Source organism: Gordonia ajococcus (assembly GCF_012974285.1).
GTDB lineage: Bacteria > Actinomycetota > Actinomycetes > Mycobacteriales > Mycobacteriaceae > Gordonia > Gordonia amicalis.
Genome location: NZ_CP052884.1, coordinates 1,081,532 through 1,101,006 on the forward strand (window position 1 = coordinate 1,081,532; position 19,475 = coordinate 1,101,006).

General features: G+C 67.4%; 17 protein-coding genes, 4 tRNA genes, 2 pseudogenes and 1 riboswitch. Of the genes and pseudogenes, 16 read left to right on the plus strand and 7 right to left on the minus strand.

Annotated features, from left to right (window positions below; all coding sequences use genetic code 11):
* Positions 1-42: 42 nt before the first annotated feature.
* Positions 43-1,076, minus strand: a pseudogene (locus GAA2_RS04940) (oxygenase MpaB family protein).
* A 239-nt stretch (positions 1,077-1,315) separates the two neighbouring features.
* Positions 1,316-2,590, minus strand: a complete 1,275-nt coding sequence (locus tag GAA2_RS04945; RefSeq protein WP_006435291.1) for a geranylgeranyl reductase family protein — start codon at positions 2,588-2,590, stop codon at positions 1,316-1,318.
* Between the two features lie 119 nt (positions 2,591-2,709).
* On the opposite strand from GAA2_RS04945, the gene GAA2_RS04950 reads away from it, so the two are divergent.
* The gene (locus tag GAA2_RS04950) at positions 2,710-3,726 is read left to right on the plus strand and encodes a polyprenyl synthetase family protein (protein ID WP_191834763.1); all 1,017 of its coding nucleotides are present in this window, start codon (positions 2,710-2,712) and stop codon (positions 3,724-3,726) included.
* A gap of 137 nt (positions 3,727-3,863) precedes the next feature.
* On the opposite strand, the gene htpX is transcribed toward GAA2_RS04950, so the two are convergent.
* Entirely contained in the window at positions 3,864-4,721 is an 858-nt protein-coding gene (gene htpX, locus GAA2_RS04955) for a zinc metalloprotease HtpX (RefSeq protein ID WP_006435293.1), read from the minus strand.
* Positions 4,722-4,921: 200 nt separating this feature from the next.
* Positions 4,922-5,413 (minus strand): YajQ family cyclic di-GMP-binding protein, encoded by a 492-nt coding sequence (locus GAA2_RS04960; RefSeq protein WP_006435294.1) that lies wholly within the window; start codon positions 5,411-5,413, stop codon positions 4,922-4,924.
* A 150-nt stretch (positions 5,414-5,563) separates the two neighbouring features.
* Between GAA2_RS04960 and GAA2_RS04965 the strand changes: the two genes are divergently transcribed.
* From GAA2_RS04965 to GAA2_RS05030, 14 genes are all read left to right on the plus strand, one after another.
* A tRNA-Tyr gene (locus GAA2_RS04965) sits at positions 5,564-5,644 on the plus strand.
* Between the two features lie 118 nt (positions 5,645-5,762).
* Positions 5,763-5,835: transfer RNA gene (locus tag GAA2_RS04970), tRNA-Thr, on the plus strand.
* 21 nt (positions 5,836-5,856) lie between these two features.
* Positions 5,857-5,930: transfer RNA gene (locus tag GAA2_RS04975), tRNA-Met, on the plus strand.
* Between the two features lie 93 nt (positions 5,931-6,023).
* Positions 6,024-6,191 (plus strand): 50S ribosomal protein L33, encoded by a 168-nt coding sequence (rpmG, locus tag GAA2_RS04980; protein WP_003929651.1) that lies wholly within the window; start codon positions 6,024-6,026, stop codon positions 6,189-6,191.
* A gap of 237 nt (positions 6,192-6,428) precedes the next feature.
* On the plus strand, positions 6,429-7,526 hold the full coding sequence (locus tag GAA2_RS04985; protein WP_006435295.1) for a fused (3R)-hydroxyacyl-ACP dehydratase subunits HadA/HadB: 1,098 nt from the start codon (positions 6,429-6,431) through the stop codon (positions 7,524-7,526).
* A gap of 467 nt (positions 7,527-7,993) precedes the next feature.
* Positions 7,994-8,066: transfer RNA gene (locus tag GAA2_RS04990), tRNA-Trp, on the plus strand.
* 39 nt (positions 8,067-8,105) lie between these two features.
* Positions 8,106-8,588 carry a preprotein translocase subunit SecE gene (gene secE, locus GAA2_RS04995; protein WP_006435296.1) on the plus strand — a complete coding sequence of 161 codons (483 nt, stop codon included), beginning with the start codon at positions 8,106-8,108 and terminating at the stop codon, positions 8,586-8,588.
* Between the two features lie 67 nt (positions 8,589-8,655).
* Positions 8,656-9,489 (plus strand): transcription termination/antitermination protein NusG, encoded by an 834-nt coding sequence (nusG, locus tag GAA2_RS05000; RefSeq protein ID WP_006435297.1) that lies wholly within the window; start codon positions 8,656-8,658, stop codon positions 9,487-9,489.
* Between the two features lie 145 nt (positions 9,490-9,634).
* Entirely contained in the window at positions 9,635-10,069 is a 435-nt protein-coding gene (gene rplK, locus GAA2_RS05005; protein ID WP_006435298.1) for a 50S ribosomal protein L11, read from the plus strand.
* A gap of 145 nt (positions 10,070-10,214) precedes the next feature.
* The gene (gene rplA, locus GAA2_RS05010) at positions 10,215-10,931 is read left to right on the plus strand and encodes a 50S ribosomal protein L1 (protein ID WP_006358216.1); all 717 of its coding nucleotides are present in this window, start codon (positions 10,215-10,217) and stop codon (positions 10,929-10,931) included.
* 110 nt (positions 10,932-11,041) lie between these two features.
* Complete coding sequence (locus GAA2_RS05015) at positions 11,042-11,941, plus strand: ABC transporter substrate-binding protein (protein WP_024499801.1); 900 nt, start codon at positions 11,042-11,044, stop codon at positions 11,939-11,941.
* Position 11,942: 1 nt separating this feature from the next.
* Positions 11,943-12,965 (plus strand): FecCD family ABC transporter permease, encoded by a 1,023-nt coding sequence (locus GAA2_RS05020; protein ID WP_024499802.1) that lies wholly within the window; start codon positions 11,943-11,945, stop codon positions 12,963-12,965.
* Positions 12,962-13,750 (plus strand): ABC transporter ATP-binding protein, encoded by a 789-nt coding sequence (locus tag GAA2_RS05025; RefSeq protein ID WP_006435301.1) that lies wholly within the window; start codon positions 12,962-12,964, stop codon positions 13,748-13,750. Before GAA2_RS05020 ends, GAA2_RS05025 begins: the two co-directional genes overlap by 4 nt.
* Positions 13,747-15,078, plus strand: a complete 1,332-nt coding sequence (locus tag GAA2_RS05030; RefSeq protein ID WP_006435302.1) for a bifunctional adenosylcobinamide kinase/adenosylcobinamide-phosphate guanylyltransferase — start codon at positions 13,747-13,749, stop codon at positions 15,076-15,078. The genes GAA2_RS05025 and GAA2_RS05030 overlap by 4 nt, the downstream gene beginning before the upstream one ends.
* Positions 15,079-15,118: 40 nt before the next feature.
* Here the strand turns inward: GAA2_RS05030 and GAA2_RS05035 are convergent.
* The 3 genes and pseudogenes from GAA2_RS05035 to GAA2_RS05045 all read right to left on the minus strand — a co-directional run bounded on the left by GAA2_RS05035 (position 15,119) and on the right by GAA2_RS05045 (position 18,066).
* Positions 15,119-16,193: pseudogene (locus tag GAA2_RS05035) on the minus strand (ABC transporter substrate-binding protein).
* Positions 16,190-17,014 (minus strand): ABC transporter ATP-binding protein, encoded by an 825-nt coding sequence (locus tag GAA2_RS05040; RefSeq protein WP_024499803.1) that lies wholly within the window; start codon positions 17,012-17,014, stop codon positions 16,190-16,192. Before GAA2_RS05040 ends, GAA2_RS05035 begins: the two are co-directional and overlap by 4 nt.
* Positions 17,014-18,066, minus strand: a complete 1,053-nt coding sequence (locus GAA2_RS05045; RefSeq protein ID WP_024499804.1) for a FecCD family ABC transporter permease — start codon at positions 18,064-18,066, stop codon at positions 17,014-17,016. Before GAA2_RS05045 ends, GAA2_RS05040 begins: the two co-directional genes overlap by 1 nt.
* 71 nt (positions 18,067-18,137) lie before the next feature.
* Positions 18,138-18,320: riboswitch (cobalamin riboswitch) on the minus strand.
* Between the two features lie 121 nt (positions 18,321-18,441).
* On the opposite strand from GAA2_RS05045, the gene GAA2_RS05050 reads away from it, so the two are divergent.
* Complete coding sequence (locus GAA2_RS05050) at positions 18,442-19,395, plus strand: L-lactate dehydrogenase (protein ID WP_006435308.1); 954 nt, start codon at positions 18,442-18,444, stop codon at positions 19,393-19,395.
* The last annotated feature ends 80 nt before the right edge of the window (positions 19,396-19,475 follow it).

Below are 19,475 nucleotides of genomic sequence, written 5' to 3' on the forward strand. Positions count from 1 at the left end.
CCCTCCAGCGCGGTGACTCTCCGAGCTCGGAGAACCGCAGGGTCAGGAGCCGGTGGCCTGCCGCGCGTCCTCGGCGATCAGGTCGTGCGGGACCGGGCAGCCGGTAGGCGCGGACTGTGCTGCGCCGGAACCCTTCTCGGGATTCGACGCGCCGGGGACGGGGCAACCGGCCCCGAAGGGGCCGAGTTCCTCGAGGCGATAACCGTTGGGGTAGCTGCGGATCTGCTTCGTCTGACGGCCGAACAGCGGCTCGGTCCGCGGCGGGAAGAACAGCCGGATCGCGAGACCGCGGGCCTTCAGTCCACCACGCACCAGAATACGTTCGACGAGGGTCGGCTTCGGGTACTTGAACGCGTTGAGCAGGCGATCGTCCATGAGCGCGAACGACATCCGGCGTACGACCGCGCGGGAGAGCAGCTTGTAGGGCATGAAGGTGCCGAGCAGGTCGAGGGTCGAGTCCGCGACGGCCAGGGCGTCGGGGCTGAACGCGAAGTTGGCCGTCTCGTAGTCCTCGTAGAACTGCTTGAAGCCCTCGTAGGTCTCCGGGATGTCCTTGATGCCCATCAGCTGACCGAGCCGGCGATAGTAGTTCGTGAGGCCCCGGATCTCGTGGCTGGTGAGCTTGCGCCACTCGTAGGCGTTGACCCACTCCACCGGGCACACCACGAAGGTCGCCAGCACGTAGAGGAAGTCGCCGTTGGAGATGTCGTACATGCCGTGCATCTGGTTGATGCGCCGGATGCCGGCGCGTCCCAGTGGACTGTCGCGCCGTGCTCGATCGGGGCGTCGAGAAGGAGGACCGTGTCGTCGTAGCGCTTCTGCGTCGACTCGGTGAACTGGCTCGTCTTGTACAGCAGGTCGCCGATCGACGGCACCGCGTAGGTGCGGAACAGGGCGAAGCTCAGCGCCTGGGTGATTCCCCAGGGGAACTCCTGGGTGCCGAGTGCCCGTGCGATCGACGTCGGGTCGTTGTCGGCGTCCATCCGATCGATGTCGCCACGCAGGTGATAGCGCTGCGTCACCCGGTTCTGGACGGCGTGCTTGGCGCGGGTGGCGAGAGTGGATGCAGTGGGCATCGTGCATCTCCTGGGTCGGCGGTGGTCTCGATTGTTGCATGTGTGTGGCCGAGGCCACACAGGTTGGAACATTACCGCCTCTATGTCTCATTGGGTGTGCCGGGGTGGTGAGACGTCGCAATTTTTCCCGCGTGCACGTTTCGGTCCGGTCGGCGACCGCTTCCCGGCCGCTGACCGGATTCGATCGGCGGCTGGGAAACGACGCCGCGGGACTGCGCCCGCCGGCCGCGTATCGAGGTTCAGGCGAACGGCGGCCGCGGATCGATGCGGCTGGAGATGCGACCGACGGTCCGCCAGGCGCGGGCGACGAGGTCGGCGTCCTCGTCGGTGATCAGATTGCCCATGACGCGGACGACCAGTGACATCAGCTGCGGTGAGCGGATGCCCGGACGGCCGAGCGTGGGCACCGTCTGCGGCATCGTCAGGAGTCCGGCGAGGCGTCGGGCGGCGGAGAACGCCAGCCCGTAGTGGCCGACGAGGATGTCGCGCCAGCGGTCGGTGTAGTCGTCGGCACCGAGGAGTTCGACGGCCAGCCGGGCGGTTTCCATCGCGTAGTCGATGCCCTCGCCGTTGAGCGGGTTGACGCAGGCGGCGGCGTCGCCGATCAGCATCCAGTTGCGGCCCGCGACCCCGGTCACCGCGCCACCCATCGGCAGCAGGGCCGAGGCGATACGGACCGGCGGTCCGCCCAGTGCCCATTCGTCCTGCACCATGGCGGCGTAGTGCTCGAGGATCGGTCGAAGTGCCATGTGCGCCGGTCGTTTCGAGGTCGCGAGCGCGCCCACTCCGACGTTGACCAGTCCGCCGCCCGCGGCGCCCAGGGGGAACACCCATCCGTAGCCGGGGAGGAGTTCGCCCTCGGGGCCGCGCAGCTCCAGATGCGAACCCATCCAATGGGAGTCGGCACGTGCCGATGGCGCGTACGCGCGCGCCGCGACGCCGTAGGCCGTGTCCCGATGCCATTCGCGGCCAAGGGCTTTGCCCAATCCCGACCGCACGCCGTCGGCGACGATGAGGTCACCCACCCGCACGGTGTGGGTGTCGCCGCCGGCGGAGAACGTCACCGCGCCGACCCGGTCGCCGTCCATCGTCACGTCGATTGCCTTGGCGCCCTCCACCATTCGGACGCCGGTGCGCACCGCGTGGGCACGGATCGCGTCGTCGAACTCGGTGCGGGCGACCGCGCTGCCGTAGGCGGGGAAGCGTCCCGAGGGCCAGCGGACCTGCTGACGCGCGCCCCACCCGTTGAGGAGCAGGCCGTCGATGCGCGGCCGGTCGGCCACCAGAGAGCCGAGGCCCAGGGCGTCGAGCTCGGCGACGGCGCGCGGGGTGAGTCCGTCGCCGCACGTCTTGTCGCGCGGGAACACCGCGGCGTCGACCAGGACGACGTCGCGTCCGGCCGCGGCGGCATGCGCGGCGGCCGCCGACCCGCCCGGTCCCGCGCCGACCACCAACACGTCCGCGTGGTCGGGGAAGGGGGCAGCGTCCTGGGGCGTCGTCTTCTCAGGGCTCACCCGAACAGTATGTCCGTAGCCCCGACCGGATAGGCTCGGCAGGCAGGTGGGGCGACGAGGACACTCGGGCATCCGCCACCACGAATTTGCCGGATCAGACGAGATGGGGCGGCCTAGCTGTGAAGTCCACATTCGCCGGGTTGGACCTGGTATCGGATGAGTTCGCCGAAACGGTGCGCTCCTCGTTGCAGAAGGTCGAGGACCTGCTGCTGAGCGAGCTCTCGTCCGGGGACGACGTCATGACGGAGGCGGCGACCCACCTGGCCAAGGCCGGTGGCAAGCGGTTCCGGCCGATGTTCGCCATTCTCGCCTCGCAGTTCGGGCCGCGTCCCGACTCGCAGGACGTCATCACGTCGGCGACCGTCGTCGAGATGATTCACCTCGCGACGCTGTACCACGACGACGTCATGGACGAGGCCTCGATGCGCCGCGGCGCCCCGAGCGCCAACGCCCGCTGGACGAACTCCATCGCGATTCTCTCCGGCGACTTCCTGTTCGCCCGCGCCTCCCGCCTGGTGTCGACGCTGGGCCCCGAGGCCGTGCGCATCATCGCCGAGACCTTCGCCGAACTCGTCACCGGCCAGATGCGGGAGACCGTCGGGGTCAAACCCGGCGCCGACCCCATCGACCACTACCTGCAGGTGGTGTGGGAGAAGACGGGTTCGCTGATCGCCGCCGCCGCACGCTTCGGCGCGATGGCCTCCGGGGCGACCGCGGACGACATCGAGCGGCTGTCCCGGATCGGCGACATCGTCGGCGTGGCCTTCCAGGTCTCCGACGACATCATCGACATCAGTTCGGTCTCGGTCGAGTCGGGGAAGACCCCGGGCACCGACCTGCGCGAGGGTGTCCACACCCTGCCCGTCCTCTACGCGCTCACCGGCGACGACGCCACGTCGGCGCGGCTGCGTGAACTGCTCGTCGGTGCCGCGGGCGGATCACGCCCGCTCACCGACGACGCCGAGGTCGCCGAGGCACTCGAGTTGCTCGGCTCGTCGGCCGGTATGGCCGCCGCGCGGGCCAAGCTGCAGAGCTTCGCCGACGAGGCCCACACCATGCTCGCGGAGCTGCCGGAGACGCCGGCACACAAGGCGTTGTCGTCGTTGGTGGACTACACCGTCGAGCGGGTCGGGTAGGGGCTTCGACGCGGTGCCTCGCTGCGCTCGGTACCGGCTCAGCCGGCAGGGGGCTCAACTGGCAGGTGGGCTCAGCCGGCAGTTCCTGCTGGCCGAGTAGCGACGACCGAGCGAAGCGAGGACGCCGCGTATCGAGGTCACTGCCCGTTGCGGGCCATCTCCTGCAGACGCCGGATGCGTTCGGCGGTCGGCGGATGGGTGGAGAACATCTTCGCCATGCGGTCGCCGGCGCGGAACGGGCTCTCGATCATCATGTGTGACTGCGCGGCGATGTCGGGCTGCGGCGGCAGCGGGGCGGCCTGGACCCCGCCGGAGATCTTCGCCAGCGCGGAGGCGAGAGCCAGCGGGTCGCCGGTCAGTTCGGCGCCTGATTCATCGGCCTGGAACTCGCGTGAACGTGACACCGCCATCTTCACCAGGGTGGCCGAGATCGGTCCCAGGAAGGCGATGAGGAGCATCGCGAGCGGATTGGGCCCGCTGTCGCGGCCGCCGAAAGCACCCATGAACATCGCGAAGTTGGCCAGGCCGCTGATGACGGCGGCCATCGCGCCCGCGATCGAGCTGATCAGGATGTCGCGGTTGTAGACGTGCGACAGCTCGTGACCGAGCACGGCACGCAGCTCGCGCTCGTCGAGCAGCTGCAGGATGCCCGTCGTGCAGCACACGGCGGCGTTCTTGGGGTTGCGGCCCGTCGCGAAGGCGTTGGGGTTCTCGGTGGGCGAGATGTAGAGCGCAGGCATCGGCTGGTGGGCCGAGGTCGCCAGCTCACGCACGATGCGATAGATGACGGGCGCCTGCAGCTCGGTGACGGGCTGGGCGTGCATCGCCTTCAGCGCCATCTTGGCGCTGTTGAAGTACACGTAGGCGTTCATGCCCACGGCGAGGACAACCGAGCCCCAGAGGATCAGGGGGCTCTGGAACAGCGCACCGATTCCGACGATGATCGCCGACATCACACCCAACAGGGCTGCGGTCTTCAATCCGTTGAAATGCATCGCGGGTCCTCGTCTGTCGCGCGCCGACCGGTGGATGAAAGGCGCCTCGTTCATTCAAACGACGCAACGTCCGTTTGGGTTTCCGGCGGACCCGGTGCGATCTTGCACACACATCGCAAGCGGCCGGGCGTCGTGGGCTCGGTGGGGTGAACGGCGACATCCCCGCCCGGCACGGATGGCGGGCGGGGACGTCGTCGAGGTCAGCGGTAGTTGACGAACTGCAGGGCGATGCCGAAATCCTCGCCCTTGAGCAGCGCGATCACGGCCTGCAGGTCGTCGCGCTTCTTGCTGGAGACGCGCAGCTCGTCGCCCTGGATTTGAGCCTTGACGCCTTTCGGGCCCTCGTCACGGATCTTCTTGGAGATCTTCTTCGCGTGCTCGGAGTCGATGCCCTGGACCAGCTTTCCGCTGATCTTGAAGGTCTTGCCCGATCCGACGACCTCGCCGGCGTCGAACGCCTTCAGCGAGATGTCACGGCGGATCAGCTTCTCCTTGAACACCTCGAGACCGGCCTGCGCGCGCTCTTCGGCGTCGGAGGTGATCACGATCGTCTCCTCGCCGGACCACTCGATACCGGTGTTGGTACCGCGGAAGTCGTAGCGCTGCGACAGCTCCTTGGCAGCCTGGTTGAGGGCGTTGTCGACTTCCTGGCGGTCGACCTTGCTCACCACGTCGAACGATGAATCAGCCATGTCCGACAGGTTATGCCATTGCCGCCGCGGGATCGGTGACAGCCCGCAGATACCCGTCCCTGACCAGCCGGTTTGCATGCGGACGTATGGTTCGTTGTATTCTTCACCGCGTTGTTCGAACGACCGTCACGGCGGCCGTGGGAGCAGCACGGCAGGTTGCCCGAGCGGCCAAAGGGAGCGGATTGTAAATCCGTCGCGCAAGCTACATAGGTTCGAATCCTATACCTGCCACGGCGTGGTCGATGTTCACGAAAACTGCCCGACAGACGGTCTCTGACCAGCGATTTGTCTAGCACGGACGTGAGTGTGTAACCTCGTTAAGGCTCTCGGACAGAAATGCCCGGGGCACGCCCCCTTAGCTCAGTCGGCAGAGCGTTTCCATGGTAAGGAAAAGGTCGACGGTTCGATTCCGTCAGGGGGCTCGCTGGACGAGAAGTCCGCGGGGCGGTGTAGCTCAGCTGGTTAGAGCGCACGACTCATAATCGTGAGGTCGAGGGATCGAGTCCCTCCACCGCTACACATCGGGTCCGACCGGAACCGAGCGCAAGGGTCGCCAGCCCTGAGGGAACTGCCGAACCCGACCACGTACCACCCGAAAGAAGGCAATCAAGTGGCCTCCTCAACAGATGTTCGCCCCAAGATCACCTTGGCCTGCGAGGTGTGCAAGCACCGTAACTACATCACCAAGAAGAACCGCCGCAACGATCCCGATCGCCTCGAGATCAAGAAGTTCTGCCCGAACTGCGGCAAGCATCAGGCGCACAAGGAATCGCGCTAGACAACGCCTGTCGGCGATTCCGGTACAAGAACCAGCACACGGGCTGCCTCTGCGAAGAGGCGGCTCGTTTTGCTTGTTACCGGGTAGGGGGTCGCCCGGTCACGAGGTGCTTCGCACAACTAAATAGACTCAATCGAGACAACACGCGCAGCGCGGCGCGGGTGGGTCGTCGACAAGCGGCCCACGTAGTCCGGTCCGGGCCCTCCCGGATCGGTCATGCGAAGGGAGTAGTAGTCAATGTCAGACGCGAGTGGAACAGACCTCCAGGAGCGGATAGCCGAGTCGAGGAACGGCGGCGCCAAGCTCACCCCCGAGGAGATCGCCGCGCACACCCAGTCGCTTGTCGGCTTCCACTACACCGTCGACGACTACTACGAGATCGGCCGCGAAGAGGTGCGTAAGCACGCCATGGCTGTGCAGGACGCGCACCCGACCCACTGGAGTGAGAAGGGTGCCCGCGAATTCGGGCACGAGACCCTGATCGCCGCGCCCACATACGTCTCGGTCCTCGGCATCATCGCGCAGCGCAAGCTGTTCGAGGACGTGATCACCGGCTACGACATGTGGCAGATCATGCAGACCGATCAGCGCCTCGTCTACCACCAGCCGATGAAGGTCGGGGACCGCCTGATCTGCGACGTCTCGCTCGAGTCGTTCCGTCACGTCAGCAGCCCCGAGATGATCGACCTGATGGTCACCAAGAACGTCATCTGGAACCAGCACGACGAGCCGGTCATGACCACCTGGACGTCGCTGGCCGCTCGTCCCGGCATGGACGTCGATCCCGAGCTCGAGGCCTCGCTCGACCACGTGATGATGAAGATCGACGCGATCGGGGAACCCGGGCACACCGTCGAGCCCAAGGCCGGTCGGTATGACCTGCCCGACCCGACCCAGTCGCCCGGCGCCTACGCCGCGGTGAACTTCGACACTCTCTCCGTCGGGCAGGAACTCACGCCCAAGCGGTACTTCCTCACGCGCGGCAACCTGTCCAACTACGCCGGTGTCGCCGGCGACCCGAACCCGATCCACTTCTCCGACCATGTGATCAACGCGGCCGGGATGGACGACGTCGTCGCCCACGGCATGCAGACGATGGGCCTCGGTGCCAGCTTCGTCTCCGAGTTCATCGGTGATCCGGCCGCCTTCTGCGAGTACAACGTGCGTTTCACCAGTCCGGTGTACGTCCCGGCCGACGACAGCGCCGCCGTCGACTTCACCGGCAAGGTCAAGTCCCTGGACCCGGAGACCCGGCGCGGCACGATCGCGATCACCGCGAAACAGGGCGACCGCCGGATCTTCGGCCGCGCCACGGTGGTCGTTCAGTTCAACTGACGCTTCCCGACACCGACGGGGCCGACCGAACCGCGTTCGCATGCGACATGGTTCAGGCGGTGCGACGTGGATCGAGTCGTGCATCCGGGTCGATGTCGCGTGCGACTTCGTGTCCTCGGTTCAGGGCGTCTGGGTGTCGATCCGGCGCAGCCGGCCCGGCTTTCGACACCCCGGGACGTGAGCGTCTTTGCAGGTCGCGGCGCGATGTCAGCCATGTCGGTGGTGGTGTCTCGGGGGCTCGCCGGGTGTCGCGGGGCCCGCGGCGTGTACGGTCGTCGAGGGAGCAGATGGAGCGCGTTTTGGGTCCACAGCCCCGGTGATCTACACTGAAGTGTCTGATTGATTCAGGCTTGCGCGCTACCCATAGGGTGGCGCGTTGGTTTTGTCGGCGATGAATCGCAGGCGCCGGTCGCGAGACCGGGATTCGATCGGATGGCAGCGGAACCACCTCGGTGGGGAAGTCGCAAAGGGGCGTAGCTCAATTGGCAGAGCAGCGGTCTCCAAAACCGCAGGTTGCAGGTTCAAGTCCTGTCGCCCCTGCCCTGGTGAAGGGCACACGTTGACGAGAGGACCGCGAAGTTGAGCAAGCGAGACCGGGCTGCCCGCGCCAAAGAAGCCGCCGAGGGTTCTGCGGCCGATTCGGCAGCGGCTGAGCTCGACGGTCGCGACGAGGCAACTGGCGGTGCAGCGGCCGACGAGACGTCGACCGGCGCCGCCAAGGAGCTGCGTCCGTCCGGCAAGCGCTCGGCTCGTGGACGTCGCTCGTCGACCGGTGTATCCGGAACCGACGGAGACGCCGACTCCGACACGGGGTCGTCGGTAGCCGTCAAGGAACGCAAGAAGAAGAAAAAGGCGTCTGCTGAGGACAGTCGGAATCCGTTCGTTCGGATCTGGTTGTTCCTCACGCAGGTCGTCGCCGAGCTGAAGAAGGTCATCTGGCCGACGCGGCGCGAGATGATCACGTACACGATCGTCGTGCTCGTGTTCGTCATCGTGATGACCGCGTTCATCTCCGGCCTCGACCTGGCCTTTGCCAAGGGCGTCCTCTGGTTGTTCGGCTGACCCACGCGGTGGGTGGCCGGGCGAGCGGGAGCCGACCGGAGATGAACCATAAGGAGCGTGGGCTGCAGTGAGCACCCCGGAGAACGAACTCGCATCGACCGACGCCGTCGACGTGGCTGACACCGACGTCGACGCGGCCGTGACCGACGAGGTCGACGAGGCTGCAGTCGACGAGGCCGGTGACACCGACGTCGAGGCGGCCGCCGAGGGCGACGACGCTCCCGCGACCGACGTCGCCTCTGAGGACGCGTCCGCCGAAGAAGCGCCTGAAGAAGAGGTCGATCCGGTCGAGGAGCTGCGCAAGCAACTGCGCCGCGCGCCCGGCGACTGGTACGTGATCCACAGCTACGCCGGCTACGAGAACAAGGTCAAGGCCAACCTCGAGACCCGCGTGCAGAACCTCGACGTCGGTGACTACATCTTCCAGGTCGAGGTCCCGACCGAAGAGGTCACCGAGATCAAGAACGGTCAGCCCAAGAAAGTCAACCGCAAGGTGCTTCCGGGCTACATCCTCGTTCGCATGGAACTCAACGACGAGTCGTGGGGCGCCGTTCGCAACACCCCGGGTGTCACCGGTTTCGTCGGGATGACCAGCAAGCCATCGCCGCTGTCTCTCAACGAGGTGCTGCAGTTCCTCATGCCGCGTGTGGAGGCCAAGAAGCCCGCCGCCAAGGGTGGGGCCGCCGAGGGCGTCGAAGCCGCAGCTGCCGCCGCGTCGAACGTCATCGAGGTCGACTTCGAGGTCGGCGAATCGGTCACCGTCATGGACGGCCCGTTCGCGACGCTGCCCGCGTCGATCAGCGAGGTCAACGCCGAGCAGCGCAAGGTCAAGGTGCTCGTGTCGATCTTCGGTCGCGAGACACCGGTCGAGCTCGGGTTCAATCAGGTCGAGAAGATCTGACCCTTCGAGGCTCGCTTCGCTCGCACCTCAGGGAGCGGGGAAAGCAGCTTCGCTCGCACCTCAGGGAGCGGGGAGCAGGTTAAACACAAGACTTCTACGTCTCCAGCGGGCGTGGATTCGCAAGGAAACAAGCAAGGAACAGAAGATGCCTCCCAAGAAGAAGAAGCTCGCCGGGATCATCAAGCTCCAGATCCAGGCAGGCCAGGCCAACCCGGCCCCGCCCGTGGGTCCGGCGCTCGGTCAGCACGGCGTGAACATCATGGAGTTCTGCAAGGCCTACAACGCGGCGACCGAGTCGCAGCGCGGCAACGTCATCCCGGTGGAGATCTTCGTGTACGAAGATCGCTCCTTCGACTTCAAGTTGAAGACCCCGCCGGCTGCGAAGCTGCTCCTGAAGGCCGCAGGTCTCCAGAAGGGCTCCGGCGAGCCCCACACCAACAAGGTCGGCAAGGTGAGCATGGACCAGGTCCGTGAGATCGCCAAGACCAAGTCCGAGGACCTGAACGCCAACGACATCGACCAGGCCGCGAAGATCATCGCCGGTACTGCTCGGTCCATGGGCATCACGGTCGAGGGCTGATCTCGATACGTCCTCGGCTAGCGCCTCGGACTACTCGATCAGCAGGACCGGCAGGTCCGCTGATCAGCAAACAGAACCCCGTGGGAGGGCCGGCTCGGCCCGCACCACACACCCCGCCGTTTCAGTGCGGAGAAGGAACAGAGCAATGAGCAAGAAGAGCAAGGCCTACGCGGCCGCGGCCGAGAAGGTCGACAAGTCCAAGCTGTACAGCCCGCTGGAGGCTGTGGAGCTGGCCAAGGAAACCTCGTCGAAGAACACCGACGCGACCGTCGAGGTCGCGATCCGGCTGGGCGTCGACCCCCGTAAGGCAGACCAGATGGTTCGAGGCACCGTCAACCTGCCGCACGGCACGGGTAAGACCGCCCGCGTGATCGTGTTCGCCGCCGGCGACAAGGCCGCCGAGGCCACCGCCGCCGGTGCCGACGAGGTCGGCGCCGAGGACCTGATCGAGCGCATCCAGGGTGGTTGGCTGGACTTCGACGCCGCGATCGCCACCCCGGATCAGATGGCCAAGGTCGGCCGCATCGCGCGTGTCCTCGGACCGCGTGGCCTGATGCCGAACCCGAAGACGGGCACCGTGACCACCGACGTCACCAAGGCCGTCAACGACATCAAGGGCGGCAAGATCAACTTCCGCGTCGACAAGGCAGCCAACCTGCACTTCGTCATCGGCAAGGCCTCGTTCGACCCGGCCAAGCTGGCCGAGAACTACGGCGCCGCGTACGACGAGATCATGCGTGCGAAGCCGTCGGCAGCCAAGGGCCGCTACATCAAGAAGGTCACCGTCTCCACCACCACGGGTCCGGGCATCCCGGTCGACCCGCAGGTGAGCCGCAACTTCGCCGAAGCGCCGCAGGCCTGATCCGGTAGTAGGCGCTCTCGCGTAGACAGAGACCACGAGGGGTCCGGCAAATCACTGCCGGGCCCCTCGTGTTCTGTCTCCCCGTTCTTTTCCTCGGAGGTCATTGGCTCGTGGTGAGAATCCCTGCCGGAACCCGTCGTCGTGGTGGTGCGGTGACCGCCGCGCTGCTGACGATGTTGCTTGTGTTCGTCGGCTGTGGTGCCGACGATGGCCGGAACGACGTCGCGGTGGGGTCGGGGACGCCGTCGAAGATCGTGTCGCTCAGTCCGACGACCACCGAGATGCTGTTCGCCGTCGGTGCGGGTGATCAGGTGGTCGCCGTCGACGACCAGTCCGACTATCCCGCCGAGGCCCCGCGTACCACACTGTCCGGGTACACCCCGAACCTCGAGGCGATCCTCGCCTACGACCCCGATCTCGTCGTCCTGACCGACGACAACAACGACATCATCGCCGGTCTGGACCGGGTGGGCGTCGAGGTGCTGCGGCTCCCCGCGGCGAAGAACCTCGACGAGACGTACGCACAGATCCAGCAGATCGGCGAGGCCACCGGCCACGCCGAGAAGGCCGATCAGCTCGTCGCGTCGATGCGAGACGAGATCGAGCGGACCGTCCGGACCGTCCCGCTGCGCGAGGTGCCGCTGACCTACTTCCACGAGCTCGACGACACGTATTACACCGTCACCGACGACACCTACCTCGGCCAGATCTACGGGCTTCTCGGCCTGCGGTCGATCGCATCCGGGCAGAACGGCTATCCGCAGCTGTCGACCGAGTACATCCTGGAGAGCGATCCCGAGATCATCTTCCTGGCGGATTCCCAGTGCTGCGCGGTCACACCGGAGAAGGTCGCCGCGCGTGCCGGCTGGAGCGACCTGCGTGCCGTCGTGAACGGGCAGGTCCACGTCCTCGACGAGGACATCGCGAGCCGATGGGGTCCGCGCGTCGTCGACCTGGTCCGGGACGTTGCCCAGATCGTTTCCGGCGTCGACGGACAACCCTCGAACTGAGATGGTGAGCCGTCGGGTCGGGGTCATCTGCGGGGCCGTCGCGGTGCTGCTGGGCGCATGTCTGCTCGCAGTCCTCGTCGGCCCGGCCGGACTGACACCGAAGGGCGTTCTGCTCGACCTTCTCGACCGCCTCCCGCTCGTCGACGTCGAGTCCGGGCTCACCCGGCGTCAGCAGACGATCCTCTGGGAGGTGCGGATGCCGCGGGTGGCACTGGGCGCGCTGGTCGGTGCGATGCTCGCCGTCGCCGGTGCCGCCTATCAGGGCGTCTTCCGCAATCCGCTCGCCGACCCGTATCTCCTCGGCGTGTCCAGCGGCGCCGGGCTGGGCGCGACCGTCGCGATCGTCCTCGGCGGCGCGGCCGGCACGATCGGCCTGCCGCCCGCGGCGTTCGTCGGCGGCATCGTGGCCGTCGCAGCGACGTATGCGCTGGGCCGCACCGTCGGCGGTGGCCGCACCGAGGTGGTCATCATCCTCGCCGGCGTCGCGGTCGCGGCCTTCGCGAACGCCATCCAGACCTTCCTCATGCAGCAGCACGACGACACGCTGCGGCAGGTCTACAACTGGATGCTCGGGCGCCTGGCCACCGACGGCTGGTCCGAGGTCATCACCGTACTGCCGTACGTCGTCGCGTGTGTCGCCGTCATCGTGCTGTTCGGGCGCACACTCGACGTCATGGCGGTCGGCGACATCGAGGCGTCGAGTCTGGGGATCAGACCCGAACGGGCGCGACTGCTGCTCGTCTGCGTGGCGACCCTGGGGACCGCGGCCGTGGTGTCGGTGAGCGGGTTGATCGGGTTCGTGGGCATCGTGATCCCGCATGCGGTCCGGCTTCTCGTCGGACCCGGACATCGACTACTGCTGCCGCTGTCGTTGCTGGTGGGCGCGGCGTTCCTGGTGCTCGCGGACGTGGTCGCTCGGACGGCCATGTCGCCGTCCGAGCTGCCGATCGGTGTGGTCACCGCGGCCATCGGCGCGCCGTTCTTCCTCGTCGTCCTCCGGCGCAGCGGTCGGAGTCCGCAATGACCGCCTCGATCACCTGCCGTGGTGTCTGCGCATCCCGTGGGGGAGTGGAGGTCCTGCACGACGTGGACCTCGAGATCGGCTCGGGCGCCTGGGTTTCCCTGGTCGGCCCCAACGGTTCGGGCAAGACGACGCTGCTCCACGCACTCGCCGGTCTGGTGGCCTCGACCGGACGGATCGACGTCGCGGGCGTCGACCCCGGTCGCGCCCGTCGCCGCGAGACAGCCCGCGCCGTGGCGTTGATGCCGCAGCGGCCGATCGTGCCGGAGGGCACGTCGGTGCGCGAGCTCATCGGTCTGGGCCGCACCCCGCACATCGCCCGGTTCAGTGGTGAAACCCGTTCGGACCGTGAGGTGGTCGACGACGTCATCGAGTGCCTCGACCTCCAGGAGTTCGCGAACCGGTCCGCGTCCGCGCTGTCGGGTGGTGAGCTGCAGCGGGTCGTGCTCGCGCGGGCGCTGGCCCAGCAACCGCGTGTGCTGCTCCTCGACGAACCGACCAGCGCCCTCGACATCGGCCATCAGCAGCAGGTCCTCGACCTCGTCGACTCCATGCGGCGGGCCAGCGAGCTGACCGTCATCGCCGCGATGCACGACCTGACGTCCGCGGCTCAGTACGGGCAACGACTCATGCTCCTCGACCGGGGACGCATCGTCGCCGACGGTCCGCCCGCCGAGGTGCTCACCGCCGAACGCCTGCGGGATGTCTACGCCGCGAAGGTGGAGGTGCTCGACCGTCGTGACGGCCCGGCCGTGCTGCCGGTTCGGGATTCGGGAACATCGCGATGAAGGTCACGCTAATGGGCACGGGCGCCGCCGACGGTTGGCCGAATGCGTTCTGCCACTGCGTCTCCTGTGATGATGCGCGCCGTCTCCGCGACTTCCGTGCCCAGACCGCGGCACTCGTCGACGACGTGCTGATGCTCGACTTCGGGCCGGACGCGCCCGGCGCGGCGGTCCGCCACGGATGTTCGCTCGCCGGGGTGCGACATGTCCTGGTCACTCATGCACATGCCGATCACCTTGCGCCGCAATCATTGTTGTTCCGGTCATGGGTCGAGCGCTCCGGCGATCTGGAGGTCATCGGGCCGGCTGATGCCCTCGACTCCTGTCGAGCGTGGGTGGGTCCCGGCGACCCGGTGCGGTTCACTCCCGTCGTCGCCGGTGATCAGGTGCGGGTCGGGGAGTATGACGTGCGAGTGCTTCCCGCACGCCACAAGGTCTTTCGCGACGGTGATGCGGTCCTCTACGACGTCACCGGCCCCGACGGCACGCGGTTGCTCTGGGCGAGTGACACCGGCGTCTGGCCGGGTGAGTGGTTCGGGGCGGTCGCGGGCGTCGCATTCGACGCGGTCTTCCTCGAGGAGACCTTCGGCGATCGCGAGGACCTCTCCGACGGTCATCTGGGGTTGACCGGTTTCGCGACGATGGTCGAGGCCATGCGGAAGGTCGGTGCCGTCGTCGACTCCACCGACGTCGTGGCAGTTCACCTGGGACACCACAATCCGCCGGTCGGCACGCTGCGCGAGCGGCTTCGAGGTCTGGGTGCGCGCGCGGGACGAGACGGGGAGGTGCTCGACATGGGTGGACCGGTGCGGCGTCGGGTCTTCGTCACCGGCGGAGCGAGGTCGGGGAAGTCTCGGTACGCCGAAGGCCTGCTGGCCGGCGTCGACGACGTCGTCTATGTCGCTGCGGGCGGTCCGCGCACCGGCGATCCCGAATGGGAGCGCCGTGTCGAAAGCCACCGCCGGCGCCGGCCGGCGTCGTGGACGACGGTCGAGGACACCGACGTCGCCGGTGTCCTGCGGTCGGCGGCTCAGCCGGTCCTCGTCGACTGCCTCGGTACCTGGCTGACCGCCCGGATCGATCACCACAATGCCTGGGAGAAGGGCGATCTGGACACCATGCGAGCCGATGTCGACGATCTCCTGGACGCTTGGCGGACCTGTGCGGTCCCGGTCGTCGCGGTCAGCAACGAGGTCGGCAGCGGTGTCGTCCCGGCCACCGCGTCGGGCCGGTTGTTCCGCGACGAGCTCGGCCGTCTGAACGCCGGAATCGCCGACCTCGCCGACGAGGTGGTTCTCATGGTCGCCGGGCAGCCGGTCACCATCCGCTGAACCGCCCGCAGCATCGCCACTTCCGGGATGGGGTGACGGCTCAGTTCAGCCAGTCGTTGCCGCCGAGACCCAGCTGCCGGACGTCGAGGGTGGGGGTGATCCCCGACGCGGGGACGAGATCATGTGCCTCGAGGACCGACCGCAAGGTCTCGGCCGCGTCGATGTTGAGCGGACTCGACACCCACATCGCATAGGGAAGGTTCACAAAGCGGTTCTCGCGCACGGCCTTCAGGTTGCGGCCGGCCGGATTCGTGCGCAGCGCCTCGATCTTCGGCTCGACGGACTGGCCGGGATAGTCGACGAAGACGATCAGATCGGGGTCGGCCGTGGTGATCCGCTCCCAGCTGACCGCGGTCCAGGTGTCCTGGACGTCCTCGGTGGCGTTCCGCGCGCCCGCGGCGTCGATGATGCCCTGCGGTCCGCCGAAAGCGCCCGACGAGAAGATGGTGTCGGAGACGCTGTCGAAGACGAAGACCGTCGGCTTCTCCGTCGGTTGCGGTGCGCTGCGGAGGCTTTCGAGGCGGTCGGCGATCTCGTCGGCCGCCTTCGCCCCTTGCTCGGGATTGCCGGTGATGGTGCCGATGTTGCGCAGGTCGGTGTCGAGCGCGACCCATGGATCCATCGTGCCCCGCGGTGCCTGACCGTCGGCCTGACGGCATGCCTCCGAGAGCTGGTACACGTCGATGCCGTGCGAGGCCAGGATCTCCGGGGTGATCCCGCGGGACTCACTCATGCCGTAGTTGTATCCGGCGTACAGGACCTCAGGTTTGGCCCCCGACGATGTTCTCGAGCGTGGGCGGTTCGGTGGCTACCTCGTCGAGCGTGTCGACCTGCGGGCCGTATTCGAGTCGGAGAACGTCCTTGTCGCGCGCGAGCGCGCTGACGGCGACCATCTTGTCGCGTGCGCCGGCCGCCAGCGCGATCGCGATCATCCCGCCGTCGTTGGCGAACAGCCGATCGAGAGGCTGGTCGAAAGTGACCTCGGCGCCGCAGTTGGTGACGGTCACGGTGTCGGATGCGGTGGCGTCGGACTCGGTGCCGCAGCCTGCGGCCACCCCTAGGAGAACGGTTACGGCGGCGAGTGTGGGTGCGACTCGGGTGATGGTGCGGTTCATCGGTTTTCCTTGCTGGTGTGGGCCTGCTGCGCAGTGATGGGAGAGTTCAACAGGAGATGCGGGAGACCGGTCTCGGGGTGCGACACGACGGTGCCGGACACATCGAAGACCGAGGTAAGCAGATCGGGTGTCAACACCTCGACCGGCGGGCCGTGCGCGGTGATGCCGCCGTCGAAAACGACAGCGACGGAGTCGAAATGGCGGAGGACGAGGTCCAGGTCGTGCATGGCGGCGATGACCGTGGCGTCGAGGTCGTCGAGGATCTGCATCAACCGCAGCCGCCAGGCCGCGTCGAGATGGTTCGTCGGCTCGTCGAGAACGACGATCGGCGTCTGCTGGGCGATCGCGCGGGCGAGCACGACTCGATGCCGTTCGCCGCCCGACAGATGCATACACGACCGGCGTTCCCAACCGCCCAGTCCCACCTGCTCCAAAGCGGACCGGATGATCTCGTGGTCGTCGGAATTGCCTGTGGACCAGGCAGACCGGTACGGCGTGCGTCCGAGGCCGACCGCTTCGGCGACCGTGAGTTCGGACGACGGATGTTCATCCTGACCGACGACCGCGATCGACAGCGCACGACGCCGCGCGGGAAGACGATCGAGATCGTCGCCGGCCAACCGGATACGCCCGGTCGCCGGTCTCTCGAGACCGCACAGGGTCCGGAGCAACGTGCTCTTCCCCGCCCCGTTCGGGCCGACGATGGCGAGGCGGGTTCCGGCCGGGACGTCGAGGTCCACCTCGCGCAGGATCGTGCGGCCCCCACGACGACAGCTGACGGCGCTCGCGCACAGGGTCATCGAACGTGTGCCGGAGCTCATCAGGACCCGCCGCCGAACACGTACTGGCGTCGTCCCATCAAGAACAGGAAGATGGGTGCGCCGATCAGTCCGGTCACGATGCCCAGCGGCATCTCGCGTGGTGAGGCCGCCACTCGTGAGATGACATCGACCCACACGAGGAACAGGGCACCGCCGCAGACCGCGACGGGGATCATCGCCCGGTGCGTCGCGCCGACCAGCAGGCGAGCGGCGTGGGGGACGATCAATCCCACGAATCCGATTCCGCCCGCGACCGCGACCAGGACTCCGACGAGAATGCCCTGGACCGCGAACAACGCGTTCCGCATGGCACGCACGGGAACCCCGAGGGACGTCGCGGTGGCCGTGCCGGCCGCGTAGGCGTCGAGCCAGGAGTGGATCGCCAGCATCGCGAACACCGTGAGGGCGACGACGACGCCGGCGATCTGGACTTTCGCCCAGGTCGCGCCGGCGACGCTGCCCAGCATCCAGAACATCACGTTGTCGGCGGCATGCGGGTCCGCGGACGTGAACACCAGCAACGAGGACAGCGCCATGAACGCCGACGACAGCACCACCCCGGAGAGGATCAGGCGCAAGGCGGTCAGTCCGCCCTGCGCCCGGGCCACCGCGTACACGGTGACCGACGCCACGAGTGCGCCGACCAGGGCGCCGCCGGACAACGCCCAGACGCCGAGGGCGGCAAACGAACCGAGCGTGATGACGGCCGTGGCGCCGACCGCGGCTCCGGCGGACACGCCCAGAAGGTACGGCTCGGCGAGCGGATTGCGGACAAGGGCCTGCATGACTGCACCGGCGAGGGCCAGACCGGCGCCGACGATCGCCGCGAGAACCGAACGCGGCAAACGTAGATCCCAGACGATGACGGAGTGCGCGGCGTCGAGCTCGTCACCCCGGAGACGCCCGGCGACGGTACGCCAGACATCACCGATGGGTATGGTCTCGGCGCCGAAAGCGGTGGCGACAGTAATGCTCACCAGGGTGAGAACGAGAAGGATCAGGGCAAGAGGCATCGACGGAAGTCGCCCTACCGACGTGTCGGTGGCGATCATCGTCGTGCCGTCAGGAGGACGGGGCACGGGTGGTACTGCCTTCGGTCTGGGCATCTGTGCGCGAGATACCGGGTGGACTCGACGAGAACGGCAGGTATTCGGACTCGGGTTCGTCCGAACCCGACGCCTTCCCGGGTTGCCCCAGTGGCTTGATGTCGGGTCCGTCCCCCATACCGCTGCGCGCCAGTCCTGGATTCGCACCAGGTTCCCTGGCACCCGCTTGTGCAGGTGCGACCGATCTCTCCGGTGAGGTTAGCAATACGGACACCGAGGCCCCACCGTCGCGTAGCCGGGCGAGTGTTGCCCGGAGGTCGTAGGCTGGGGCCGGCAGAGCAACGACCACACGCGAATCGAACCGAGGCGGACGGTGATCCGATGGACGGACGGCCCACGAAACTGGCCATCATCGGCGCGGGCGCGGTGGGCACCGCGATCGCCTACTCAGCACTGATCCGGGGGGTCGCGCGGACCGTCGCCCTGCTGGACATCAAGGCGACGAAGGTCACCGCGGAAGTGCTCGACCTGTCGCACGGTCTCGAGTTCGTGCCCCGTGCCGACATCATCGGCTCCGACGACGTGTCGGTGTGCGCCGGCGCCGACGTCGTCGTGTTCACGGCCGGCGCCAAGCAGAAGCCGGGTCAGTCGCGTCTCGAATTGGCCGAGGCGACAATAGGTTTGACACGATCGATTCTGCCCGGTGTGCTCGAGGTCGCGCCGAATGCGATCTACCTCATGGTGACCAACCCGGTCGACGTCGTCACCTACGCCGCCCAGCGGGTCACCGGCCTGCCGTCGAATCGGCTGTTCGGTTCCGGAACCGTTCTCGACTCGTCGCGCTTGCGGTTCCTCATCGCGCAGCACTGCGGTGTGGCGGTCCAGAGTGTGCATTCCTATATCGTCGGCGAACACGGCGACAGCGAGATCCCGCTGTGGTCTTCGGCGACGATCGGCGGGGTGCCGCTGACATCCTGGAAGGCCTTGCCCGGCCGACCGGCCATGGACTCCGTTGCCCGCGAACGCATTCGGTCTGAGGTCGTGCACGCCGCCTACGCGATCATCGAAGGCAAGGGTGCGACCAACTACGCCATCGGCCTCGCCGCCACCCGGATCGTCGAAGCTGTGCTCGGCGACGAACACCGGGTGCTGCCCGTCTCGACGGTCGCCTCCGGGTTCCCCGGGCTCGAGGACGTATGTCTGTCCCTGCCGACGGTCGTCGACCGCGGTGGTGCGCAGACGCGACTCGAGGTGCCGCTGTCGCCGGACGAGGAGGCGGGTCTGCTCGCATCGGCCGAGACCCTGCGCGGGATGCAGGCGCGATTCGGGTTGTAGCGCGCTCCTTCGGTCCCGTGACGACCTTGCATGGCGCACTGTCCATCGGCCGGACCAATCCCGCGACACAACGCGGATAC